This is a genomic window from Variovorax guangxiensis (assembly GCF_003952165.1).
Classification (GTDB): Bacteria; Pseudomonadota; Gammaproteobacteria; order Burkholderiales; family Burkholderiaceae_C; genus Variovorax; species Variovorax guangxiensis.
The window spans coordinates 68,378-90,782 of record NZ_RXFT01000020.1 but is presented as its reverse complement, the minus strand read 5'-3'; the positions used below and the strand labels follow the sequence as shown (position 1 = coordinate 90,782).

Below are 22,405 nucleotides of genomic sequence, written 5' to 3'. Positions count from 1 at the left end.
GGCGGCGTCCTTTGTTGGCTGGATCGTAGCGGCGCGGGCCGCCTGCGCGATATGGGTTTGCGCCGATTTGCGCGGGGACTTTCCCCTATGCCGCCGCGAACGCGCGGCGCAGTTCTGCGGCGCACAGCGCGACCGCCGCATCGGCTTCGTCGAGCACCTTGCCCATCGGCACGAAACCGTGGATCTGGCGCTCGAAGCACACGTACACGGCGCTGTTGCCGGAGGCCGTGAGCGCTTCGGCATACGCGGCGCCTTCGTCGCGCAGCGGGTCGTAGCCGGCGGTGAGCACCAGCGCGGGCGGCAGCTTCGAAAGATCGGGGTGCAGCAGCGGCGAAGCGCGCCAGTCGAGATCGTGCTTCGGGTCGGTGATGTAGTGGTCGTGGAAGTAGCGGATAGTGTCCGCCGTCAGCAGGTAGCCCTGCCCGTTGGCCTGGTGCGATGCGTGGCCGCGCCGCATGTCGGTGGCCGGGTAGATAAGCAGCTGGTAGACGATGGGCAAGTCGCCTGCGTCGCGCGCGGCGATCGACACCACCGCCGCAAGGTTGCCGCCCGCGCTGTCGCCGCCCACCGCGAGCCGGCTCGCATCGAGCCCCAGCGCGGCGGCCTCGCGGCGCACCCAGCGGGTGGCGGCCAGCGCGTCGTCGACGGCTGCGGGAAAGCGGTGCTCGGGACCCATGCGGTAGTCGACCGCGACCACCGCGCAGCCAGCGCCATTGGCCAGCTGGCGGCACAGCACGTCGTGCGTGTCGAGGTCGCCGATGACCCAGCCGCCGCCGTGGTAGTACACCAGCACCGGCAAAGGCCCCACGCCGGAGCCCATCGGCCGGTACAGGCGCACCGGGATGGTGCCGTGCGGCCCGTCGGCGGCGAGGTCGCGCACCTCGGCCACTTCGGGCGGCAGCGGCTGCGTGGTGGTGCGGCGCTCGCGATAGAAGGCCCGCGCATCGGCGGGCGACAGGGTGTGCGTCGGCGGAATGCCGCGCGCCTCGATGAAGTCCAGCAGGGCGCGCGCCTGGGGGTGCAGCATGGTGTCTCCGGTGGATCGTTGCGAGCGTCCAGTGTGGGAGGCATCGGGCGCCCGCGGTATCCGCACGCACCCGCACCCGACTGGGCCCGGCAGCCCCCGCACCATGCCCGCGCCCTTGCGGCGCGGCTTGCGGAAACTGGCTACGCCTTGCGCGGCTTGACCAGGGAGGCCGCTTCCTTGGCCAGCTTGCGGGCGGTGTCGGTGTCGGCCGCATGCACCAGCGCCACGCCCATGCGGCGCTTGGTGAAGCTCTCGGGCTTGCCGAACAGGCGGATGTCGCTGCCCGGCACCCGCAGTGCATCGGCCACGCCGTCGAAGGCGATGCCGGTGGCGTCCACGCCGCCGTAGATCACCGCGCTGGCGCCCGGGCTCTTGAGCGAGGTGTCCACCGGCAAGCCGAGGATGGCGCGCGCGTGCAGTTCGAACTCGTTCTGCCACTGGGTGGCCATGGTGACCATGCCGGTGTCGTGCGGGCGCGGGCTGACTTCGCTGAACCAGACCTCGTCGCCCTTCACGAAGAGCTCCACGCCGAACAGGCCCTGGCCGCCCAGGTCGGCCGTCACGGCCTGCGCGATCTGCTGCGCCTTCGCGAGCGCAGCGGGCGCCATGGGGTGGGGCTGCCAGCTTTCCACGTAGTCGCCGCTGACCTGCACGTGGCCGATGGGGTCGCAGAACTGCGTCTGCACGCCGCCGGTGGCGTCCTTGGCACGCACGGTGAGCAGGGTGATCTCGTAGTCGAAGTCGATGAAGCCCTCGACGATCACGCGGCCATGACTGACCCGCCCTCCGGCCATGGCGTAGTCCCAGGCCTTCTGCACGTCGGCGGGGCCGTCGATCTTGCTCTGGCCCTTGCCGGAGCTGCTCATCACCGGCTTGACGATGCAGGGATATCCGATGCCCCCGTCGATGGCCGCCTGCAGCTCGGCCAGCGAATCGCAGAACTTGTAGGGGCTGGTCGGCACGCCCAGCGTCTCGGCGGCCAGGCGGCGGATGCCCTCGCGGTCCATGGTCAGGCGGGCGGCGCGGGCGGTGGGAATCACGCGCACGGTGCCGGCTTCTTCGAGCTCCTGCAGCATGGGCGTGGCGATGGCCTCGATCTCGGGCACCACCAGCGCGGGCGTCTCGGCCTCGATCAGCGCCTTCAGCTGCGCCGGATCGCTCATGGTGATGGTGCGGGCGTGGTGCGCCACCTGCTGGCCGGGCGCGTTCTCGTAGCGGTCGACGGCGATGGTCTCGACGCCGAGGCGCTGCAGGGCGATCAGCACCTCCTTGCCGAGTTCGCCGGAGCCCAGGAGCATCACGCGGGTTGCGGAGGGAGAAAGGGGGGTGCCGAGGGTGGTCATGGTCGGGAGTCGAAAAGGCTGGAAAAAGCAACCGCAGGACTGTAAGCCACCCGCAGCCGCCAGTGTCGCACGCGGGAACGGCGCGGGCGCGGTGCTGCTTCACAATCGATGTCTTTCGCCGTGGCGCCCGCCGCGCGCGCCCCTTTTCTTTTTGCTTTCTCCAAGGAGTTCTCTCATGGCTATCCAGACTGTAGGCATCATCGGCGCCGGAACGATGGGCAACGGCATCGCGCAGGCCTGCGCGGTGGCCGGCGTGAAGGTGGTGATGGTCGACATCGCCCAGGCGGCGGTCGACAAGGGCCTGGCCACGGTGTCGGGCAGCCTCGACCGCCTGATCAAGAAGGAAAAGCTCACCGCCGAGCAGAAGACCGCCGCGCTGGCGCTCATCCAGGGCTCGACGAACTACGAAGACCTGAAGGGCGCCCAGCTGGTCATCGAGGCCGCCACCGAGAACCACGCGCTCAAGCTCAAGATCCTCAAGCAGGTCGACGAGATGCTCGCGCCCGAGGTCATCATCGCCTCCAACACCTCGTCGATCTCGATCACCCAGCTGGCCGCTGCCACCTCGCGCGCCGACCGCTTCATCGGCATGCACTTCTTCAACCCGGTGCCGATGATGGCGCTGGTGGAGCTGATCCGCGGCTACCTCACGAGCGACGCCACGCACGACACGGTGAAGGAACTGGCCGAGCGCCTGGGCAAGTCGCCGATCACGGTGAAGAACGCCCCGGGCTTCGTGGTCAACCGCATCCTGGTGCCGATGATCAACGAGGCCTTCTTCGTGCTGTCCGAGGGCATCGCCACGGCCGAAGACATCGACGCCGGCATGAAGCTGGGCTGCAACCAGCCCATCGGCCCGCTGGCGCTGGCCGACATGATCGGCCTGGACGTGTGCCTGGCCGTGATGGAGGTGTATCTGGAGCAGTTCGGCGATTCCAAGTACCGCCCCTGCCCGCTGCTCAAGGAAATGGTCGCCGCCGGCCAGCTCGGCCGCAAGACCGGCCGCGGCGTCTACACCTACTGACACTGGCTCGCCCCCAGTCTTCGCGCACTTCGTGTCGCTTCGCCAACCCCCTACCGGGGGCAACACCAGCGGCCCGGCAAAGCCGGTTCCGCGGTGTTCCTTGAAAAGATAAGAAAAGGAGACCGCTCACATGACCGCCACGCCCACCACCCCGCCGGCAGAAGGCTGCATCGACACCCAGGTGCTCGGCCACGTGCTGCTGATCGGCATCAACCGCCCGGCCAAGCGCAACGGCTGGACGCCGCCGATGTTCAGGCAGCTGGCCGAGGCCTACACCCGGCTCGACGACGACCCCGAGCTGCGCGTGGGCGTGCTGCATGCCTTCGGCGACCACTTCACGGCGGGCCTGGATCTGCCCGCGGTCACCGAGTACATGAAGCGCGGCGAGAAGGCGATTCCCGCCGGGCTGGTGGAGCCGCACGACTTCGGCCTGCCCGACTACCGCCGCCGCACCAAGCCGATGGTGGTGGCGGTCAAGGGCATCTGCTTCACGGTCGGCATCGAGCTGATGCTGGGCGCCGACATCGTGGTGGCGGCCGACAACTGCCGCTTCTCTCAGATGGAAGTGCAGCGCGGCATCATGGCCACGGGCGGCGCCACGCTGCGCATGGCCGAGCGCGCGGGCGTGGGCAACGCGATGCTGCACCTGCTCACGGCCGACGAGTTCGACAGCGCCGAGGCCTTGCGCCTGAACTTCGTGCAGAAGGTGGTGCCCGCCGGGCAGGAGCTCGATGCGGCGCTGGCCATCGCGCAGCGCATCGCGGCGCAAGCGCCGCTGGCGGTGGTGGCCACGCGGCTGAACGTGATCAAGGCCGTGGAGCAGGGCCCGCTGGCCGCCGTGTCGGAATTCATCGAGACGCAGAAGCGCCTGTCGAACAGCGAGGACGCCGCCGAGGGCGTGCGCTCCTTCATCGAACGCCGCCCGGCACGCTTCAGCGGCCGCTGACTCCTTTCACCGAGAACAACGACATGCCTCTTTCTCCAGCACGCACGGCGCTCGCCGCCGCATTCACCCTGCTCGCCGTGAACACCACTTCCGCACAGACGCCCACGCCTCCCGCGCTGCCCGACCCCGCCGCCACCTCGGTCGACGCCATGGGCTGGATGAAGGGCTTCCCGCCCCCGCCAGACAAGCTCATCACCTTCGACAACCCGGCCGGCGGCGTGTTTCCGCGCACGCGCTGGAGCTTCTCGCACGTGCGCGAGACGGTGCCCACGGCCAACGTATGGCGCGGCAGCGGCGCGGCCAGCCCGCTGCCTTCGGCGCCTGCCCGCTTCGACATCGAGGCCGTCACCTTCAAGCCCCTGGGCGGCGAGCAGACGCTGAACTTCGCCCAGATGATCTCCGGCACCTACACCGACGGCATCCTGGTGATGCACCGCGGCAAGGTGGTCTACGAGAAGTACTTCGGCGCGCTCACGCCCGAGCGCCCGCACATCGCGATGTCGGTCACCAAGTCCTTCGTGGGCACGCTGGCGGCCATCCTCGCCGACGAGGGCAAGCTGGACCCGGCCGCGCCGGTCACCAAGTACATCCCCGAACTCAAGGACAGCGCCTACGGCGACGCCACCGTGCGCCAGGTGATGGACATGACCGTGGGCGTGCACTACTCCGAGAACTATGCCGACCCCAAGGCCGAGATCTGGGACTACGCCCGCGCCGGCGGCATGCTCACGCAGGGCGCGAACTACACGGGCCCGAAGTCGTTCTACGAATTCCTCGTCACGCTGAAGAAGGAAGGCGAGCATGGTGACGGCTTCGCCTACAAGACGGTCAACGCCGAGGTGCTGGCCTGGATCGTTCGCCGCGCCAGCAACCAGTCGCTGGCCGACCTGCTGAGCGAGAAGATCTGGCGCCGCATCGGCGCCGAGCAGGATGCGTATTTCATGGTCGACCGCATCGGCACCGAGTCGGGCGGCGGCGGCCTCAACACCGTGCTGCGCGACCTGGCCCGCTTCGGCGAGACCATGCGCAACGGCGGCCGCGCGGCCAACGGGCAGCAGGCGATTCCGAAGGCGGTGGTGGAAGACATCCAGCGCGGCGGCGACCCGGCCAGGTTCGTGAAGGCGGGCTACCCGCTGCTCAAGGGCTGGTCGTACCGAGACATGTGGTGGGTCTCGCACAACCCGCACGGCGCGTACATGGCGCGCGGCATCCACGGCCAGAGCATCTACGTGGACCCGAAGGCGGAGATGGTGATCGTGCGCTACGCGGCGCACCCGGTGGCAGCCAACGGCGCGAACGACCCGCTCACGCTGCCGGCGTTCCAGGCGATGGCCGAGGCGCTGATGCGCCCCTGAGCCTCTTCGCCTCTGTCTAGTTCGAAGCCCGCTCGCGGGCAATCACCAGGAGCCCGTCCATGATGAGGCTCTCGACCAGCTCGAAATGCCCGTTCATCACGGGCGCCATCTTCCAGCCCGCGCCGCCGGTCATGTAGCAGGCCGGCTCGGCGCCGCAGTGCGAGCGCACGTGCTGCACCATGCGCTCCACCGCGCCCGCGATGGCGTAGGTGCCGCCGCTGGTCAGCGCGTCGCTGGTGTTGGTGGGGAATTCGCGCACCTCGCCGGTGGGCACGTGCAGGCCCGCCGTGCCCGACTCGAGCGCGCGCAGCATGATGCCGTGGCCCGGCAGGATCAGGCCGCCCAAAAACTTGCCGTCGGCGTCGATGGCCTCGACCGTCACGGCCGTGCCGATCAGCACCACCACCATCGGCCGCGGCGGCTGCCCCGGCTTGGCGGCGGCCAGCATGCGGTGGCGCGCGCCGATCATCGCCACGAAGCGGTCGGCGCCCAGGCGCGTGGGGTGGTCGTAGCCGTTGACGATGCCGGCCTCGCCCGCGCTCGACATCACCCAGCGCGGCGTGCAGTCGAAGCGCTCGACGATCTGCTCCTCGGCCCGGCGCCTGACCGCGTCGCCGGCCACCACGCAGCCCAGCATGGAGCCGGGCGAAGGCAGGTCGGCCCACGGGCCGTCGGCCAGCCGTTCGATGTGGTCGAGGAATTCGGCACCCTGCGCCTGCAACGCGGCGCCGGGGCGGGCCGAGTCGTAGAGCGCCCACTTGAGGCGGGTGTTGCCGATGTCGATGGCGAGGAAGGGGGATGACATGCGCGGGATTATTGCGACTTTGTTGTTATTCCGGCTGGCACGTCGTTGACACACGCGGCATGGGCCTACGCAGGCGCGCCGGCTTCCGCCTCTACATTGGCGGGTTCCACCCACCACCGCACAAGGAGAGAACCATGGGATTGCTCAGTTTCATCAAGGAGGCTGGTGAGAAGCTGTTCGGCGGCTCGTCGGCCCAGGCCGCCACGCCCGACGCCAACCAGGCCGCGGCCGCCGCCATCAAGACCTACATCGAGACGCAGAACCTCGGCCTCACGGGACTGGAAGTGACCTACACCGCCGCCACCGGCGTGGTCACCCTTGCGGGCCAGGCGCCGTCGCAGGAAGCCAGCGAGAAGGCCTCGCTCGCCGCCGGCAACGTGGCGAACGTGACCAGCGTGGAGAACAACCTCGTCGCCCCGGCCGCGCCGCCCGCCCAGTACCACGACGTGGTGCGCGGCGACACGCTCTCGGCCATCTCGAAGAAGTACTACGGCGACGCCAACAAGTACAACGTGATCTTCGAGGCGAACAAGCCGATGCTGTCGCATCCGGACAAGATCTATCCGGGGCAGAAGCTGCGGATTCCGGCGCTCTGAGCAAGACCGGGGTCAGGCGCCGTTGTGCCGCCAGGCCCCTGGCGACACGCCGTACTCGCGCTTGAACGCGCGGTTGAAGGCGGCCTCCGATTCGTAGCCCACGCCTTCGGCGATGCGCGCCAGGTTGCACTGGTCCCTGCGCAGCATGCCGGCGGCCAGGATCATTCGCCAGCGCGCCAGGTAGTGCATGGGCGGCGCGCCCACCAGCTCGGTGAAACGGTCCGCCAGCACGCTGCGCGAAGTGTGGGTCTCCTGCGCCAGCTCATCGACCGTCCAGTTGCGCGCGGGCTCGGCGTGCATCAGCGCCAGGCAGCGGCTCACGTGGGGATCGCGCAGGCCCGCCAGCCAGCCGGGGTTGTTGGCGGGCGCGGACTCGATGTAGCCGCGCAGCACTTCGGCGAACAGCACTTCCGCCACCTTGGCGGCGACCATCTCCGAACCCGGAGAGCGTGAAGCCGCATCGCCCAGCACGAAGTTGACCGACTGCTCGATCCACGGGCCCGCCGGCCTGCTTCGCAGCTGCGTGGTGAACAGGCGCGGAATGTTCGCCATGACGGGATTGGGCGCGTCGCCCTCGTACGCGAACCAGCTGCACACCAGCAAGGTGCGATCTCCCTCGCCGCCATAGCGCACGCGCTCCAGTTCGGGCGCGCGCGGGCTCACCACATGCGACATGTCCACCGCCGCATGGTGCAGGCCGCTGCCCAGCACATGGGAGTCGCCGTGCAGCGCGGCGATCACTTCGCCCGCATGCGCCCGTATCGGCTCCCCGCCGTCGACCTGGGCCCAGCATTCGCCCTGCAGCACCAGGTGGCAGATGGCCAGCCGGTTCGCGCCGGGCCTGAGCAGCTGGGCGATGTCCCTACCCTTGGGTACCTTGAAGCACCAGGGTGCATACATGTCCCCGTTGAGGAACAGCGCGCCCTCGAGGCGGATGGTCCGCAGCACGTCCGACAAGACATCCATGATCACCTCCCGGCAAGCGAGGACGGGGTTTCGGTCAACAAGTCAGGCGGAGCGGGCAATACGGGGCGGCTTCGCGTCGGCACCATAGGACCTGGTCGCCTTCGACCGATTCTGACAGCCAGACAGGAGTACCACCATGCCCAAATTCGTTATCGAGCGAGACATCCCCGGCGCCGGCAAGTTCACCCCGTCGGACCTGAAGGCCATTTCGCAGAAGTCCTGCGGCGTGCTCAGCAGCATGGGGACCGACATCCAGTGGATCCACAGCTACGTGACCGACGACCGTGTCTACTGCGTCTACCAGGCCACCGACGAGGCACTGGTGCGCCGGCACGCGGAGCTCGGCGGCTTCCCTGCCAACCGCGTGGGCCGGGTCTACAGCGTGATCGACCCGGCCACGGCCGAGTGAGGCGAGCGGCTCTCTAGTTCTGCCGCCAGGGCAGCCCGCGCTTGCGCCAGCCGCCGGTCAGCCCGCGGTGGCCGTTCTCGTCCGGGTTGCCCTCGAAGCCTTCGAGGATGTTGTAGGCCTCCACGCCCAGCTCTGTCGCGCGCTTGGCCGCTGCGATGGAGCGCACGCCGCTGCGGCACAGCAGCACCAGCTTCCTGCCGCCTTCGGCAGCGGCACGGATGCCTTCGTCGAAGGCCGGATTCATCGCCATGCCGGGCCACTGCTTCCATGCCAGCGGCACGGCGCCCGGCACATAGCCGACCCATTCGCGCTCGGCGTCGGTGCGCACGTCGACCAGCACGGCCTCTCCGCTGGCGGTCCATCGGGCGGCCTGCTCGGGCGTCACGTCGCCGGCGTAGCCCTTGTTCTCGACGGGTTCTGTCATCTGTCTCGTGTCCTTGCGATGCGGGTTTTCATGGCCCGGAATTTTTCACCGGTTCGTGAAAACCCTGTTTGTTGAGTGCTCCCGCGCGCCAAAGATGGCGCCTTGGGCCTGTCGAACCATAACTCCAAGACGGACAGCCTGGGTTTTCCCAAGTCAGAACCGTTTGGAGAGAGACAAATGACAGACAGCAAGATGCCCCGCCGCCGCGGGCTGCTCAAGGGCGCGGCCGTGGCCGCCGGCGCCATGTCCGTGCCGATGGTCAGCATGGCCCAGACCACCACCCTGCGCTTCCAGAGCACCTGGCCCGCGAAGGACATCTTCCACGAGTACGCACAGGACTACGCGAAGAAGGTCAACGACATGGCGGGCAACCGCCTGAAGATCGAGGTGCTGCCCGCCGGCTCGGTGGTGCCCGCCTTCCAGCTGCTCGACGCGGTCGCCAAGGGCACGCTCGACGGCGGCCACGGCGTGGTCGCGTACTGGTACGGCAAGAACTCGGCGCTCGCGCTGTGGGGGTCCGGTCCGGGCTACGGCATGGACGCCAACATGGTGCTGGCCTGGCACACCTACGGCGGCGGCAAGGCGCTGATGGAGGAGATCTACAAGGGCCTGAACCTCGACGTGGTCTCGTATCTGTACGGCCCCATGCCCACGCAGCCGCTGGGCTGGTTCAAGAAGCCGGTGGCCAAGGCCGAGGACATGAAGGGCCTGAAGTTCCGCACCGTGGGCCTGGCGGTGGACGTGTTCACCGACATGGGCGCGGCCGTGAACCCGCTGCCCGGCGGCGAGATCGTGCCCGCGCTGGACCGCGGCCTGATCGACGCGGCCGAGTTCAACAACGCGTCGAGCGACCGTGTGCTGGGCTTTCCCGACGTCGCCAAGAACTGCATGCTGCAGAGCTTCCACCAGAGCGGCGAGCAGTTCGAGGTGCTGTTCAACGGCGGCAAGCTCAAGGCGCTGCCGGCGGAGCTCAAGTCCATCATCGAGTACGCCACGCAGGCCGCGAGCGCCGAGATGAGCTGGAAGGCCATCGACCGCAACTCCAAGGACTACGAGGAGCTGAAGAAGGCCGGCATCAAGTTCTACAAGACGCCCGACGCGGTGCTGCGCGCGCAGCTCGCCTCGTGGGACAAGACCATCGCGAAGAAGTCGGCCGAGAACCCGATGTTCAAGAAGGTGCTCGACTCGCAGCGCGCCTTCGCCGAGCGCGCGGGCCAGTGGCAGAACGACTACAGCGTCGATTTCAAGATGGCCTACAACCACTACTTCGGACGGCAGGCGAAGAAGACCTGAGCCAACGGGATCGATGCGACGCGAGGGCACCCTGGCGGTGCCCTCTTTTCATGCCTGCGCCCACGCTGCCGCGCGAGACACGAATGACGCGGCGAGGAGTTCGTTCCGATGCAATCTTTCCTGCTGGCGGTCGACCGGTTCTCCACATGGATCGGCAAGACCTTCGCCTGGTGCGCCCTGCTGCTCACGCTGCTGATCAGCTGGGAGGTGTTCTCGCGCTATGCCCTCAACAGGCCCCACGCCTGGGTGCTGGACGCGCAGATCATGCTGTACGGCACCATGTTCATGACCGCGGGCGCCTACACACTCTCGAAGAACGGCCACGTGCGCGGCGACGTGCTCTACGGCTTCTTCCGCCCGCGCACGCAGGCGCTGGTGGACCTGGTGCTCTACGTCGTCTTCTTCCTGCCGGGCATCGTGGCGCTGACCTGGGCCGGATGGGTCTACGCGGGCGAGTCGCTCGCCATCCGCGAGCAGACCTTCTCGGCCGAGCCGCTGCCGCTTTACCCGTTCAAGTACGTCATTCCGCTGGCGGGCTTCACGCTGCTGCTGCAGGGGCTGGTGGAGATCATCCGCTGCGTGCGCTGCATCCGCGAGGGCACCTGGCCCTCGCGCGAGCAGGACGTGGAGGAAGTCGACGTCGAGAAGCTCAAGGAGATGGTGCACGTGAAGGACGAGGACATCGCCGCGCTCGACCGCGTCGTCGCCTCGAAGGAGGCCGCGCGATGATCCGCCGCGAACTCTGGTTCGGCCTCTCGTTCATGGCGCTGATCGTGATCGGCGCGGTGGCGGTGCTGGCCAATGCCCCCACCATCACCAACGGCCACCTCGGCCTGCTGATGCTCTCGCTGGTGGTGGTGGCCATCATGCTGGGCTTTCCCACGGCGTTCACGCTGATGGGCATGGGCATGCTCTTCACCTGGCTGGCCTACGACCGCGACTGGCACCGCACGCTCGACCTGATGGTGCAGTCGGCCTTCAAGACCATGGCGAACGACGTACTCATCGCGGTGCCGCTGTTCGTGTTCATGGGCTACCTGGTGGAGCGCGCGAATCTCATCGAGTCGCTATTCAAGAGCCTGCACCTGGCGCTCGCGCGGCTGCCGGGCGCACTCGCCGTGGCGACGCTGGTCACCTGCACCATCTTCGCGACGGCCACCGGCATCGTGGGTGCGGTGGTCACGCTGATGGGGCTGCTCGCACTGCCAGCCATGCTGCGCGCGGGCTACAGCGTGCCTCTGGCCGCCGGTTCGATCACCGCGGGCGGCTGCCTGGGCATCCTGATTCCGCCTTCGGTGCTGCTCATCGTCTACGGCGCGACGGCTGGCGTGTCAGTGGTGCAGCTCTATGCGGGCGCGTTCTTTCCGGGGCTGATGCTGGCTTCGCTCTATGTGCTGTACGTGATCATCGTCGCCTGGCTCAAGCCGCAGTGGGCGCCGCCGCTCTCGCAGGCGGAGCGCGTCGTGCCGCTGCCGCCGCTGTCGCAGCGGCTGGCCGACAGCCCCGCCGCGCATGCGCTGGTCGGCCTGCTGAAGGGACGGCGCAATGCCGGCGTGCCCTTCTCGCATGTGCTGAAGCAGCTCGGCATCGTTGCGATGCCGGGCGTGATCTTCCTGCTGCTGGCCGCCTTCAGCTACAAGGCCGTGACGACGGTGGAAGCGCAGGCGCGCTACGAGATCGAGGAAATCGGGGCCGTGCGCAGCGGCACGCCGGAGTCCGGCGGCCTGCAGGAGCCGCCGGTCGAAGGCGGGTTGCAGGAACCACCGCAGGAAGGTGGGCTGCAGGAGCCGCCCAGCGACGATATGCAGCCGTCGGCACCGGCCACGGCCTCCAGCCAGGCGGCGCTGTCCGAGCCGCCGGGAGCCCCGGCCGTTCCCCCCGCGCCCGCCGCAGGAACCGCAGAGCCCTCGGCCGCTGCTGCTACGGAGGCCGCCACGCAGCGACCCGCACCGACCTGGTGGTGGGTCACCTTCGCCGTCTTCGGCGCCATCGTCACGCTGTTCTACCTGTTCCTGAGCTTCGCGCGGCTCGAGATCTTCAAGATGCTGCTGGCGTCGTTCTTCCCGCTGGTGCTGCTGATCCTCTCGGTGCTGGGTTCGATCGTGCTGGGTCTTGCCACGCCCACCGAGGCGGCCGCCATGGGCGCGCTCGGCGGCATGCTGCTGGCGGCGGCCTACAGGCGCCTCAACCTCTCGGTGCTGAAGGAGTCGGTATTCCTCACGGCCAAGACATCGGCCATGGTGTGCTGGCTCTTCGTCGGCTCGGCCATCTTCTCTGCCGCGTTCGCGCTGCTCGGCGGGCAGGCGCTGGTGGAGGAATGGGTGCTCGGCATGAACCTCACCAAGGTGGAGTTCCTGATCCTGAGCCAGGTCATCATCTTCCTGCTGGGCTGGCCGCTGGAATGGACCGAGATCATCGTGATCTTCATGCCCATCTTCATCCCGCTGCTCGACAACTTCGGCGTCGACCCGCTGTTCTTCGGACTGCTGGTGGCGCTGAACCTGCAGACCGCCTTCCTGTCGCCGCCGGTCGCGATGGCAGCCTTCTACCTCAAGGGCGTGAGCCCGCCGCACGTGACGCTCAACCAGATCTTCCTTGGCATGCTGCCCTTCATGGGCATCCAGGTGCTGGCGATCGTGCTGCTGTACATGTGGCCGCAGATCGGGTTGTGGCTGCCGCAGCTGCTGTACAAGTAGAAGCAGGTCGTGGCGAGGAGGCATGGGTCCCCTCGTTCGGCCGATGGTGCGACGTACGGGGGATGAAACGCCCGATCGGTCCGTGCGGTTTGCAGTCGCCCGAACTCCAAGACGAGCGCTTTTCAGGAATGAATGCGCTCGGTCGGTTGTGTGTTGCCCGGCGTGCCGCGCACCCTGAATAAATAAATATTCAAGCGTGCAGAATTTCTCAGGCTGCCGATCAATTAATTATTCGCTCTCACTATGATGCCCGGATTCAAAAAGGGAGCGATGCATGAGTGGCAGGGAGTTTTGCGCGCCGGACAATTCGAGTTATCCCAAATGGAATAGCTGGGACATTTTCAAATGGCGTGTCTTGTCAGAGAAAATGGGCGGCGGCCGACCGTATTTACAGGCCTACAAAGATGGCTGGGTTGTTTGCAATAAATTCCGTATCAAAGATGCGGCGCAGCAGCATCGAATCCCTCCTGTGCTGCTCGCCTGTGTCGCCTGGGCCGAGGTGGGCGGCAAGCCCGACGGCATAAAAAGACCCGCATTTCAAGGACGCACATTGCAGCGAACGCTAGCGGGAAGACCTGTCAAGTTTGGAAAACCACCCGAAGAAACATCCGTTGGTGCGGTAAGCATTCAACTGCGAGTTGCTTCGAAGGAGCTTGGGATTCCGGTCGAGCTGCTGTCGTACCCGGATCGAATGAACCTGATCACGTGCCTCGAGACCGATGCCTTCAATTTGATCGTCGTTGCTCAGCACCTGAAAAATCTCATCGTATACGACTACCCGGGCATCGATACTTCAAATCTCACGGACGAGCAATTCATCGTTGCCGGCTCTCGCTACAACCGAGGAATCGAGCGAGCCTTGGGTGATTTTGTCAACTCCATCAAGCTTCCTCCCGACAGCCAAGGCAGGCAGTTTTCTGAATATGGACGCAGGATGCTGGAGCACCGCGGCCACGTTCTAACGCTTCTAAATAAAATTTGACGATGAAAAAAACAGGTTTGATACTTGCATCGGCGTATGCCTTTTTTTGGATTGCCTTCATGCTTCTCATGCCGATGAACAAGTATGAATGGATGCTGGACGAGCCCAACGCCAAATCCGAGGGTTTGACTTTTTGCGGGTTGCCGCTTGACGACGATATCAGCGCCAGGTTTTTTTCTTTCGCCTTTTTGATTCCGCTCCTCGTTTGGTCAGTCATCCAGTCGATCCAAAAGAAAAAAGCACATCACTCTCTCTGGATGGCTGTTGCCTTGCTGGCTGTCTGGGGATGGCGGTTTTTCATTTACTACCCGTTGTGCTGAGCTGGCAGCCGCAGGTCGAAGGCCCCCCGGTCCGGCGTCAGCGCCGCCTCTCCACATACGGCCGCGCCTGCAGGAGCACGATCCTCTCGCCCACCGTCGCCCACTCGATGTCCTGGTCGACGCCGTTGAAGGTGCGCTTGACCGCCACGCCCACATTGGCCAGCCGCACCACGAGGTCGTCGGTCAGCACGTTGCGGCCGGCCTCCACCGGCACCTCCTTCACGCCGCCGTCCTTGTCGAGCTGCAGCGCGGTGTCTTCGGCCGAGCGGCTGAGCACCTGGATGGCCTTGGACCAGCTGGAGTACATCACCTGCTCGGCGACGCGCCGACCCTCGACCACGCGGATGCCGATGCCGCGCTTGGCGGAGATGTAGGTGATGTGCGGATGCCCGGCGTCGAAGGGGTCGCGGGTGATCATCACGCCGGCGTTGGCCGAATCGATGGCGGTCTGCACGAACACGCCCATCAGTACCGATTCGGCGCCGAAGCCCGCCGCCGCGCGGGCCTCCCAGGCCTCGGGGTTGAACACCGAGGCCCAGACCTTCTTCACGGCCACTTCGAGCGCATCGCCGGTCTTGACGTTGGGCACGGTGGTGTAGAGCCCCGCGCCGCTGAAGCCGGGCAGGTCTTCGGAGTTGGACGAGCTGCGCACGAACACGCCGCCGCCTCCGAGCTGCGACTGCCATGCGGCGCGCCAGCCGGCCGCAGTGGCGGCATCGACGGGCCATTGCACGATCTCGTCGCGCAACTGCGCCAGCGCCTTCTGGCGCACCTTCGGATCGCTCGCGAAGCCCGGCTGCTGCTGCATGCGCGCGATGCGATCGGCCAGGCCGTTGGCGTGCATGAAGCGGTCGTAGTGCGCGAAGGGAATGCAGAAGCCGTCGGGCACCGAGGTGCCCGGGATGTGCGCGGCCTGCATCGCTCCGAGATTCGCTGCCTTCACGCCGCACTGCGCACTGTTGCGCGCGCGCAGCGAGGCCAGGGGCAGCAGCCGGCTCTCGCGCAGGTCCGGCTTGATGGCGCGCGCGCTGCCAGGCACGGCGCCGGCGGCAGCGGTGCGCACCGCGCGCGGCGGCAGCGCGGCGACCTCCTCCGGCGTGAGCCGGCGCACCTGGTAGCCCGAGCTGGCGACCTTCAGCGCCACCCACTGGCCGGCATGCTCCTTCAGGACCGCGGCGGCATCGCGCACGTAGGCGTTGGGAATGCCCCAGCCCTTGGCCAGCAAGTTGACGTGCGAGAGCGCGGTCGAGGGCCGCTCGGTCAGCACGGCCGCCACCGGCGGCAGGCCGATGGGCACCTGCCGCAGCACGGCAATGTCGTCGGGCAGCAGCGCGTTGATTCCCGCGTCGTCGTCCACGATGCGTACGCGGCCGGTAGCGGTGCCGAGGTTCATCGGCAGGAAGGGCTGCTCGCGGATCAGCGCCTCCTGGCTCACGAAGTCGATGCCGGCTTCCTTCGCCACGCGCTCGTGCAGCGTGGAGTTGGTCTTGAACTTCACCGGGCCGAAGAAGCTGGCCCTGACCTGCTGCTCGGCCTGCCGCAGCAGCGGCGCGGTGAGCTTGTCGCCTTCCCAGAATTCGTAGGTGAAGCTGCCGATGTTCTGCTGCCAGCTCAGCGTGCCGAACAGGAAGCGGCGGTCGGGCACGAGGTAGTTGCGGTCGATCTCGCGCTTGACGGTGCTGGGCGCGAGCCGCGTGTCGCGCAGGAAGCGCACATGCAGCTGGTAGCGCGGCGTGTCGATGTAGTACATGCGCGGCGGCTTGGCCTGCCGGTCGATGACGAAGAGCACGTGCGCGAGCTGCATCGGCGTGCCGGCGTCGTAGACGCGGGCGAGCTGGTCGAAGTCGGCCTGGCTGCGCAGCGCGGGCAGCGACGAGGGCACCGCGGGGCGGGGAACGAGCTGCGCGGCCGGGCCTTCGGGCTGCGGCTGGCTCTGCTGCTGGTAGTACGACGGCTTGCGGGCTAGCTGGGCGGTAGCGGGCATGGCCGCCAGCATGGCGATGGCAGCCGCGACGCAAAACGCAGTCACGCTATTGTTTTGGAAGCACGATGCGCCTACGGGCCGTGCGTTGTTCTGGTTTTTCATGCGGTGTCCCTCCTTACAACCGGTTGCCGAGTGCACGCGCGCTTCACCAAGCAACGCAGCAGCGCTGACAGCGGCAGCGGATTCTCGCGCGTTAGTCACAACGCCATCGCATTCGTACATCCGGGGATCAGAGAAATCACATGACTCGCACAAGAACAAGCCTTTCGGCCCTTCAACGCCCGTTGCGCGGCTTGCTGCTCGGGCTGGCGCTGGTGTGCGCCGGCTTCGCGGCCAACGCGCAGTCCATCGGGCGCCTGAACCTGCAGCAGGGAACGGTGAGCGTCTCGTCCGCCGGCGACGATCGCTGGTCCGCCGCCCGGCCCGGGCGCGAACTCGGCGCCGGCGACCGCATCTGGACCGACCGCAACGCGCGCGCCGAGGTCTACATCGGCCCAGCCGCGCTGCGGCTCGACGGCGGAACCTACGTGGAGTTCACCGGCATCGACGAGGACACCATCCGCATCAACGCCGGCCGGGGCAACCTGCAGCTGAGCGTGCGCGACATGGCCCCGGGCCAGCGCATCAGCATCGACACGCCCAATCTCTCGGCGGTGATCGGCGCGCCGGGCGAATACCGCATCGCCGTCGACGAGGCCGACACGACGACCACCTGGGCGGCGGTGGCCTCGGGCCACCTCACGTTGCGTGGCCAGAACGGCATCTCGCAACTGCTGACCGGGCGCCAGCAGACCACGGTGTCGGGCCGGAACCTCACGACCGTGCGCACCACGCGCTCGCAGAACGGCAGTTTCGACACCTGGGTGGCCGAGCGTGGCCGGTACGACGACCCCGTACGCTACGCCCAGCCGGCCGTGGCGGTGCCGCCCGCGGCACTGATCGCGCGACAGCAGCAGATCGAATACGAACAGGCCCGGCAGCAAGCGCAGTGGATGGAGCAGCAACGCGCCGCCCAGGCTGCCCAGCAGCAACAGCTGGAATGGCAGCGCGAGCAGGACTGGCGCCAGCAGCAGGAGTGGCGCCGGCAGGAAGACTGGCGCCAGCGACGCGAATGGCGCGATCGCGCCGAACAGGACCGCTGGCAGCAACAACAGCAGTTGCAGCTGCAACTCCAGCAGCAGCAACGCCAGGCCCTGCGCCAGCAGCAGGAAATGCAGCAGCGCGCCGCGCAGGCGCAGGCCCTGCAGCAGCAACAGCTGCTTCAACAACAGCAGGCGGCACAGATGCAGCTGCAACAGCAACGCGCGGCCCAGCAACAGGCGTTGGCCCAACAGCAGATGCTTCGCCAGCAGCAGGAGCTGCAGCAACGCACCGCGCAGATGCAGCAGCAGGCGCAGGCTCAGCAACAGGCCTTGCAGCAGGCCCAGTTGCGTGCGCTCCAGCAGCAGCGCGGCACGCCGCCGCAACCGGGCCAGCCCGCCGGCGACGATCCGCGCAGGCTCTGGACTTCCCCGGACTCACGCCAGTAGCCGGCGCCTTTTCAGCCGCGCGGTGCACCTTCCGCAGGCTGGCCGCAATGCGCACAGAACCTTGCGCCGGCCTGCACGGCGGTGCCGCACTGACTGCAGGCAGCCGGCTGCATCGAACCGCCGCATTGCTGGCAGAAGCGCGCGCCGGGCGCGCTGACGGCGCGGCATGACGGACATGCGCTGCCCCTGCCCGATGGCGATGCGCCGTTGCCGTATCCGCCGTTGCCGTATCCGCCGTTGCCATATCCGCCGCGCGAGCCGTGGTGGCCGCCGCCGCCACCGCCATGACGCGACCCGCCGTGTCCACCGAAGAGTCTTTCGAGCATGCCCATGTGTTTCCCCCTGAGAGCTGGCATCCCGCGCAAGCGTCGCCGGTGGCGATGAACTCCCGCGGGGCCCGCGGGCAGTGGAATCCCTGAAGCAGCTCCAGAGTCAAGCAAGCCCCGTCCGAAGCGCCGCCTTCGGCCCGCCGCTACAGTCGGCGGCCAAAGGAGCCAAGCTTTCCCATGCCCACATTCGACTTCGATCTCTTCGTCATCGGCGGCGGCAGCGGCGGCGTTCGCGCCGCGCGCATGGCGGCGCAGACCGGCGCCCGCGTCGCCCTCGCCGAGGCCGCCGATCTGGGCGGTACCTGCGTCAACGTGGGCTGCATTCCCAAGAAGCTCTACAGCTACGCGGCCGGCTATGCCGAATCCTTCGAGGAAGCCGCGGGCTACGGCTGGACGCTTTCCGAGGCGCCGCAGTTCGACTGGGCGCGCCTGAAGGCGCAGCGCGCGAAGGAGATCACGCGGCTCAACGGCATCTACGCCTCGCTGCTGAAGAACGCGGGCGTCACGCTCGTCACCGGATGGGCCCAGCTGGTCGATCCGCACACGGTGGAGGTCGACGGCAAGCGCCACACCGCGCGCCATCTGCTCGTGGCCACCGGCGGTACGCCCTTCGTGCCGGACATCCAGGGCCGCGAGCACATCGTGACCTCCGACGCGATGTTCGACCTCGAACCGTTTCCCAAGCGCCTGCTGGTGGTGGGCGGCGGCTATATCGCCTGCGAGTTCGCGTCGATCTTCAACGGGCTGGGCTCCAAGGTCACGCAGCTGCACCGACGCGCGCACCTGCTCACCGGCTTCGACGACGACGTGCGGCAGTTCCTGGCCAACGAGATGGGCAAGGCCGGCGTCGACGTGCGGCTGAACTGCGATGTCGCATCGGTAACCCGCGGCACAGGCGGCACCGGCGGGCTCACGGTCACGCTCGCGCGCGGCCAGCAGATCGAGGCCGACACCGTGCTCTTCGCCACCGGCCGCGTGCCCAACACGCAGGGGCTGGGCCTCGAAGCGGCGGGCGTGAAGCTCGACGAGCGCGGCGCGATCGCGGTCGATGCGCACTACCGCAGCTCGGTGCCGTCGATCTACGCGGTGGGCGACGTCTCCACCCGCGTGCAGCTCACGCCGGTGGCGCTGGCCGAGGCGATGGTGGTCGTCGACGAACTCTTCGGCAAGGGCAAGCGCCGCCTCGACTACGAGTTCATTCCCACCGCCGTGTTCACGCACCCGAACATCGGCACCTGCGGCTACACCGAGCTCGACGCGCGCGCGAAGTTCGGCGAGGTGACGGTGTTCTCCAGCGAATTCAAGTCGCTGCGCCACACGCTCTCCGGCCGCAGCGAGCGCACCTTCATGAAGCTGGTGGTCGACAAGGCCACCGACCGCGTGGTGGGCCTGCACATGGTGGGCGCCGATGCCGGCGAAGTGGTGCAGGGCTTCGCGGTGGCGATGCGCGCGGGCGCAACGAAGGCGATCTTCGACAGCACGGTGGGCATCCACCCCACGGCTGCCGAAGAGTTCGTGACGATGCGCGAGCCGATGCCCGGCTAGGCTCGGGCCGCCTGCTGCTTGCCCTCAAGCAGCTTCACCATCACGAACAGCACGCGGTTGGCCGGCGTGGGCACGCCCAGCGCCTCGCCGCGCCGCACGACCAGGCCGTTGAGGTGGTCGATCTCGCTGGGCTTGCCGCGCGCCAGGTCCTGCGCGGTGGACGAGTATTGCGAGGGCATGGTCTGCGCGATGGCGCGCACGGCGGCGTCGGTGTCGCCGGGCACTTCCACGCCCTCGGCCCTGGCAACCGCGAGGCATTCGGCCACCACGTCGCGGATCATGTCGGTCACGCCGGTGCCCTTCACGAGCACGCCGTAGGGCAGCTGCGTGACGGCGGAAAGCGCGTTGTAGGCGCAGTTGAGGATCAGCTTGGCCCACAGCGATCCGCGCACGTTAGGCGATATCTGCGTGGGCACGCCGGCGGCTTCGAGCTGCCGGGCCACTTCCTCGCTGCGGCCCGAAGGGGCGATCACCAGCTCGCCGCGTCCGTGGTGCTTCACGTGGCCGGGCCCGGCCATCTCGGTCGCGACGTAGACGACCGCTGCCGCGACCTCGTTCGATGACGGCAGCACCGAGCGCACGCGCTCGTCATTGTCCACGCCGTTCTGCAGCGTGAGCACCAGCGCGCCAGGGGCGAGATGCGGCTTGATCTGCCCGGCTGCCGCTTCGGTGTCAGTCGATTTCACGCAGAACAGCACGAGATCGGCGCCCTGCACGGCCGAGGGCTCGGTGCTCGCGGCCACCTTCACGTGCTCGTCGAAGGCCTTGGTCTCCAGGCGCAGGCCCCTGGCGTTGACGGCCTCCACGTGCGAGGGCCGGCCTATCAGCACCACCTCGTGCCCGGCGCGCGCGAGCATCGCCCCGTAGTAACAGCCGACCGCGCCGGCTCCCATGACTGCGACTTTCATCGGTTCGTTTCCTTGCTTGTCCGTATTGGTCGAGAGCCTAGCGAAGATGGCTGCTTCACGCTTCGGCCTCCACGCCGCGCGACTTGAGCCCCTCCTCCAGCAGCCATTCGCGGAACGCCGCGAAGGCCGGCAGATCGAGGCGGTCGGGCCGGTAGCAGAGGTAGTGCCCCTGGTTCACGCTCACCGGCGTGCCGCAGGGGCTCAGCAGCGCGCCTTCGGCGAGCTCTTCCTGCACCAGCAGCTTGGGCACAAGGCCGATGCCCAGTCCGTTGAGCGCCGCCTGGATCAGCGCCGAATACTGGGCGAAGCGCGGCCCGGCCACGGTCTGCACCTCGGGCACGCCGTGCTGCGCGGCCCATTGGCGCCAGGCGCTGGGTGCGCCCTCGTGGTGCAGCAGCGTATGGCCGACGATGTCTGCGGGCTGCGCGATGCGATGGCGCCCTTCCACCAGCGAGCGCGCCACGATCAGCACGAACTCGCGCCCTGCGATGTATTCGGACACCACGCCGGGCCAGCCGTCGGGGCCGTAGCGAATGGCGGCGTCCACGCCGGCCGGGATGCCGTCGCTGGGCTCCAGGTGGCGGCTGAAGCTCAGCATCACATGCCGGCTCTTCTGGCTGAAGGCGGGCAGGCGCGGAATGAGCCACTTGGTGAGGAAGGTGGGCACACTCGCCAGCGTGAGCAGGCCGGCGCCCGCGTCGCCCGAGCGGGCCTCGAAGGTGGCGGTCTCGATGGCGCGCAGGCCGCCGGAGATCTTCTGCCAGTACACGCGCCCCTGCGGGGTGAGCTGCACGCCGCGCCCGTTCTTCTGCAGCAGCTCGCGCCCCAGGAAGGCTTCGAGCCCCGCGATCTGCTTGCTGACCGCGCTCACGGTGATGCACAGGGCCCCGGCCGCGAGCGTGATGCTCTGGTGGCGCGCCACGGCGTCGAAGGCCAGCAGCTCCTGGATGGTGGGGCAGTCGCGCTTCATGCATGGCCCCGCTTCATGAAAGCCGCGTGAAAAACGCTTTCCGATTGCTCAAGTGTCGTCATCCAACTTTCACCCATAAGTTCGTACGCGATTCCTAGAATTCGAGGCAACGCGGCGGCAAGCCCGGCGCGAACAGTAGCGCATCCGGAAAGTATGCCGGGCGCCCATGACATTCGGAGGCAAGCTTGGTTCGCGTCATCTCGCTCATCTACGGCCTGTACCTGCTGCTGCCCATCGCGCTGCTGCTGGTCGGCAGCGTGGGCGGCAACTGGACCAACACGCTGCTGCCCACGGGCATCACCGGGCAGTGGTATCTCGACCTCTGGCTCGACACCTCCTTCCGCAAGGCCTTCGTGAGCAGCCTCGTGGTGGCCATGTCGGCCTGTGCCATCAACACCGTGCTGGCCCTGCCGCTGGCCTATGCCCTGTACCACGGCGCGCGGCGCGGCGGCAGCCTGGCGGCGCGCATCGTGAGCGCCACGCCGGTGGCGGTGCCGGCGATCACGCTGGCCTTCGGCTACATGATCGTGTTCAACACCGACCTGGCGCCCTGGCTGGGCTCGATGCCGCTCCTGATCGCGGCGCACGCGATCCTCACCTTGCCCTACCTCACCAACACGCTGCTGACCGACCTGCGCCACCTCGACCTCGGCCGGCTGGAGCAGGCCGCCGCCACGCTCGGCGCCTCGGGCTGGCAGCAGTTCACCGGCATCGTGCTGCCCAGCCTGCGCCAGAGCCTGATCAGCGGGCTGGTGATGGTGGCGGCCATTTCGGTGGGCGAGTTCGGCGTGTCGAACCTGCTCACGAGTTTCCAGAATCGCACCTACCCGGTGGTGCTGCTGCAGGCCTTCTACGGCGCGACGGGCTTCGCCTGCGCGGCCACGGTGATCCTGCTGGTGCTGGCGAGCGCGTCGGCGCTTCTTTCCTCCTCCCTCGTGAAGCAACGCGCATAAG

The 22,405-nt window shown here is 67.8% G+C and carries 22 protein-coding genes; 13 read left to right on the top strand and 9 right to left on the bottom strand.

The genetic code is table 11. The annotated features are described in order from the left end of the window. Positions 1-85: 85 nt before the first annotated feature. Both EJP67_RS30735 and purT read right to left on the bottom strand, forming a co-directional pair. Entirely contained in the window at positions 86-1,027 is a 942-nt protein-coding gene (locus tag EJP67_RS30735) for an alpha/beta hydrolase (protein WP_126025499.1), read from the bottom strand. 140 nt (positions 1,028-1,167) lie between these two features. Further along, the gene (gene purT, locus EJP67_RS30730) at positions 1,168-2,370 is read right to left on the bottom strand and encodes a formate-dependent phosphoribosylglycinamide formyltransferase (RefSeq protein WP_126025498.1); all 1,203 of its coding nucleotides are present in this window, start codon (positions 2,368-2,370) and stop codon (positions 1,168-1,170) included. Between the two features lie 175 nt (positions 2,371-2,545). Between purT and EJP67_RS30725 the strand changes: the two genes are divergently transcribed. From EJP67_RS30725 to EJP67_RS30715, 3 genes are all read left to right on the top strand, one after another. After that, complete coding sequence (locus EJP67_RS30725; protein ID WP_019657789.1) at positions 2,546-3,394, top strand: 3-hydroxybutyryl-CoA dehydrogenase; 849 nt, start codon at positions 2,546-2,548, stop codon at positions 3,392-3,394. A gap of 130 nt (positions 3,395-3,524) precedes the next feature. After that, positions 3,525-4,340 (top strand): crotonase/enoyl-CoA hydratase family protein, encoded by an 816-nt coding sequence (locus EJP67_RS30720; protein WP_126025497.1) that lies wholly within the window; start codon positions 3,525-3,527, stop codon positions 4,338-4,340. 23 nt (positions 4,341-4,363) lie between these two features. Next, positions 4,364-5,695 (top strand): serine hydrolase domain-containing protein, encoded by a 1,332-nt coding sequence (locus EJP67_RS30715; RefSeq protein ID WP_126025496.1) that lies wholly within the window; start codon positions 4,364-4,366, stop codon positions 5,693-5,695. Positions 5,696-5,711: 16 nt separating this feature from the next. Here EJP67_RS30715 and EJP67_RS30710 read toward each other — a convergent pair whose 3' ends face one another. After that, a complete protein-coding gene (locus tag EJP67_RS30710; RefSeq protein WP_126025495.1) occupies positions 5,712-6,500 on the bottom strand; it encodes a type III pantothenate kinase in 789 nt (262 codons plus the stop codon). 134 nt (positions 6,501-6,634) lie between these two features. Here EJP67_RS30710 and lysM point away from each other — a divergent pair, with 134 nt between their 5' ends. Continuing rightward, positions 6,635-7,096 carry a peptidoglycan-binding protein LysM gene (lysM, locus tag EJP67_RS30705; protein WP_126025494.1) on the top strand — a complete coding sequence of 154 codons (462 nt, stop codon included), beginning with the start codon at positions 6,635-6,637 and terminating at the stop codon, positions 7,094-7,096. Between the two features lie 12 nt (positions 7,097-7,108). Here lysM and EJP67_RS30700 read toward each other — a convergent pair whose 3' ends face one another. Further along, positions 7,109-8,062, bottom strand: coding sequence for an AraC family transcriptional regulator (locus EJP67_RS30700; protein ID WP_126025493.1), 954 nt, complete (start codon positions 8,060-8,062; stop codon positions 7,109-7,111). Positions 8,063-8,198: 136 nt separating this feature from the next. Between EJP67_RS30700 and EJP67_RS30695 the strand changes: the two genes are divergently transcribed. Beyond that, the gene (locus EJP67_RS30695) at positions 8,199-8,471 is read left to right on the top strand and encodes a DUF4242 domain-containing protein (protein ID WP_126025492.1); all 273 of its coding nucleotides are present in this window, start codon (positions 8,199-8,201) and stop codon (positions 8,469-8,471) included. Between the two features lie 13 nt (positions 8,472-8,484). Here the strand turns inward: EJP67_RS30695 and EJP67_RS30690 are convergent, their stop codons facing one another. Continuing rightward, positions 8,485-8,895, bottom strand: coding sequence for a rhodanese-like domain-containing protein (locus tag EJP67_RS30690; RefSeq protein WP_126025491.1), 411 nt, complete (start codon positions 8,893-8,895; stop codon positions 8,485-8,487). A gap of 177 nt (positions 8,896-9,072) precedes the next feature. On the opposite strand from EJP67_RS30690, the gene EJP67_RS30685 reads away from it, so the two are divergent. From EJP67_RS30685 to EJP67_RS30665, 5 genes are all read left to right on the top strand, one after another. Beyond that, positions 9,073-10,188 carry a TRAP transporter substrate-binding protein gene (locus EJP67_RS30685; protein ID WP_126025490.1) on the top strand — a complete coding sequence of 372 codons (1,116 nt, stop codon included), beginning with the start codon at positions 9,073-9,075 and terminating at the stop codon, positions 10,186-10,188. Positions 10,189-10,296: 108 nt separating this feature from the next. Next, a complete protein-coding gene (locus EJP67_RS30680; RefSeq protein WP_126025489.1) occupies positions 10,297-10,917 on the top strand; it encodes a TRAP transporter small permease subunit in 621 nt (206 codons plus the stop codon). Then, positions 10,914-12,884 carry a TRAP transporter large permease gene (locus tag EJP67_RS30675; protein ID WP_126025488.1) on the top strand — a complete coding sequence of 657 codons (1,971 nt, stop codon included), beginning with the start codon at positions 10,914-10,916 and terminating at the stop codon, positions 12,882-12,884. Before EJP67_RS30680 ends, EJP67_RS30675 begins: the two co-directional genes overlap by 4 nt. Positions 12,885-13,158: 274 nt before the next feature. Next, positions 13,159-13,866 carry a hypothetical protein gene (locus EJP67_RS30670; RefSeq protein WP_126025487.1) on the top strand — a complete coding sequence of 236 codons (708 nt, stop codon included), beginning with the start codon at positions 13,159-13,161 and terminating at the stop codon, positions 13,864-13,866. Between the two features lie 2 nt (positions 13,867-13,868). Beyond that, positions 13,869-14,186, top strand: coding sequence for a DUF2645 family protein (locus tag EJP67_RS30665; protein ID WP_126025486.1), 318 nt, complete (start codon positions 13,869-13,871; stop codon positions 14,184-14,186). Positions 14,187-14,223: 37 nt separating this feature from the next. Here the strand turns inward: EJP67_RS30665 and EJP67_RS30660 are convergent, their stop codons facing one another. Further along, positions 14,224-16,272, bottom strand: coding sequence for a PEP/pyruvate-binding domain-containing protein (locus EJP67_RS30660; RefSeq protein WP_126025485.1), 2,049 nt, complete (start codon positions 16,270-16,272; stop codon positions 14,224-14,226). A gap of 140 nt (positions 16,273-16,412) precedes the next feature. Between EJP67_RS30660 and EJP67_RS30655 the strand changes: the two genes are divergently transcribed. Next, the gene (locus EJP67_RS30655) at positions 16,413-17,699 is read left to right on the top strand and encodes a FecR family protein (RefSeq protein WP_126025484.1); all 1,287 of its coding nucleotides are present in this window, start codon (positions 16,413-16,415) and stop codon (positions 17,697-17,699) included. 11 nt (positions 17,700-17,710) lie between these two features. Here EJP67_RS30655 and EJP67_RS30650 read toward each other — a convergent pair whose 3' ends face one another. Then, positions 17,711-18,025, bottom strand: coding sequence for a double zinc ribbon domain-containing protein (locus EJP67_RS30650; RefSeq protein ID WP_338067739.1), 315 nt, complete (start codon positions 18,023-18,025; stop codon positions 17,711-17,713). A 180-nt stretch (positions 18,026-18,205) separates the two neighbouring features. Here EJP67_RS30650 and gorA point away from each other — a divergent pair, with 180 nt between their 5' ends. Beyond that, complete coding sequence (gorA, locus tag EJP67_RS30645; RefSeq protein WP_126025482.1) at positions 18,206-19,573, top strand: glutathione-disulfide reductase; 1,368 nt, start codon at positions 18,206-18,208, stop codon at positions 19,571-19,573. Here the strand turns inward: gorA and EJP67_RS30640 are convergent. Both EJP67_RS30640 and EJP67_RS30635 read right to left on the bottom strand, forming a co-directional pair. Next, positions 19,570-20,481, bottom strand: a complete 912-nt coding sequence (locus tag EJP67_RS30640; protein ID WP_126025481.1) for a ketopantoate reductase family protein — start codon at positions 20,479-20,481, stop codon at positions 19,570-19,572. The genes gorA and EJP67_RS30640 overlap by 4 nt on opposite strands. A 55-nt stretch (positions 20,482-20,536) precedes the next feature. Next, positions 20,537-21,451 (bottom strand): LysR substrate-binding domain-containing protein, encoded by a 915-nt coding sequence (locus EJP67_RS30635; protein WP_126025480.1) that lies wholly within the window; start codon positions 21,449-21,451, stop codon positions 20,537-20,539. Between the two features lie 185 nt (positions 21,452-21,636). Between EJP67_RS30635 and EJP67_RS30630 the strand changes: the two genes are divergently transcribed. Next, entirely contained in the window at positions 21,637-22,404 is a 768-nt protein-coding gene (locus EJP67_RS30630) for an ABC transporter permease (protein ID WP_126025479.1), read from the top strand. Position 22,405: the final 1 nt, after the last annotated feature.

Excerpts from the sequence above, each read along its gene's own strand:
- EJP67_RS30735 (WP_126025499.1), bottom strand. The coding sequence starts at position 1,027 with ATGCTGCACCCCCAGGCGCGCGCCCTGCTGGACTTCATCGAGGCGCGC.
- purT (WP_126025498.1), bottom strand. The coding sequence starts at position 2,370 with ATGACCACCCTCGGCACCCCCCTTTCTCCCTCCGCAACCCGCGTGATG.
- EJP67_RS30725 (WP_019657789.1), top strand. The coding sequence starts at position 2,546 with ATGGCTATCCAGACTGTAGGCATCATCGGCGCCGGAACGATGGGCAAC.
- EJP67_RS30720 (WP_126025497.1), top strand. The coding sequence starts at position 3,525 with ATGACCGCCACGCCCACCACCCCGCCGGCAGAAGGCTGCATCGACACC.
- EJP67_RS30715 (WP_126025496.1), top strand. The coding sequence starts at position 4,364 with ATGCCTCTTTCTCCAGCACGCACGGCGCTCGCCGCCGCATTCACCCTG.
- EJP67_RS30710 (WP_126025495.1), bottom strand. The coding sequence starts at position 6,500 with ATGTCATCCCCCTTCCTCGCCATCGACATCGGCAACACCCGCCTCAAG.
- lysM (WP_126025494.1), top strand. The coding sequence starts at position 6,635 with ATGGGATTGCTCAGTTTCATCAAGGAGGCTGGTGAGAAGCTGTTCGGC.
- EJP67_RS30700 (WP_126025493.1), bottom strand. The coding sequence starts at position 8,062 with ATGGATGTCTTGTCGGACGTGCTGCGGACCATCCGCCTCGAGGGCGCG.
- EJP67_RS30695 (WP_126025492.1), top strand. The coding sequence starts at position 8,199 with ATGCCCAAATTCGTTATCGAGCGAGACATCCCCGGCGCCGGCAAGTTC.
- EJP67_RS30690 (WP_126025491.1), bottom strand. The coding sequence starts at position 8,895 with ATGACAGAACCCGTCGAGAACAAGGGCTACGCCGGCGACGTGACGCCC.
- EJP67_RS30685 (WP_126025490.1), top strand. The coding sequence starts at position 9,073 with ATGACAGACAGCAAGATGCCCCGCCGCCGCGGGCTGCTCAAGGGCGCG.
- EJP67_RS30680 (WP_126025489.1), top strand. The coding sequence starts at position 10,297 with ATGCAATCTTTCCTGCTGGCGGTCGACCGGTTCTCCACATGGATCGGC.
- EJP67_RS30675 (WP_126025488.1), top strand. The coding sequence starts at position 10,914 with ATGATCCGCCGCGAACTCTGGTTCGGCCTCTCGTTCATGGCGCTGATC.
- EJP67_RS30670 (WP_126025487.1), top strand. The coding sequence starts at position 13,159 with ATGAGTGGCAGGGAGTTTTGCGCGCCGGACAATTCGAGTTATCCCAAA.
- EJP67_RS30665 (WP_126025486.1), top strand. The coding sequence starts at position 13,869 with ATGAAAAAAACAGGTTTGATACTTGCATCGGCGTATGCCTTTTTTTGG.
- EJP67_RS30660 (WP_126025485.1), bottom strand. The coding sequence starts at position 16,272 with ATGAAAAACCAGAACAACGCACGGCCCGTAGGCGCATCGTGCTTCCAA.
- EJP67_RS30655 (WP_126025484.1), top strand. The coding sequence starts at position 16,413 with ATGACTCGCACAAGAACAAGCCTTTCGGCCCTTCAACGCCCGTTGCGC.
- EJP67_RS30650 (WP_338067739.1), bottom strand. The coding sequence starts at position 18,025 with ATGCTCGAAAGACTCTTCGGTGGACACGGCGGGTCGCGTCATGGCGGT.
- gorA (WP_126025482.1), top strand. The coding sequence starts at position 18,206 with ATGCCCACATTCGACTTCGATCTCTTCGTCATCGGCGGCGGCAGCGGC.
- EJP67_RS30640 (WP_126025481.1), bottom strand. The coding sequence starts at position 20,481 with ATGAAAGTCGCAGTCATGGGAGCCGGCGCGGTCGGCTGTTACTACGGG.
- EJP67_RS30635 (WP_126025480.1), bottom strand. The coding sequence starts at position 21,451 with ATGAAGCGCGACTGCCCCACCATCCAGGAGCTGCTGGCCTTCGACGCC.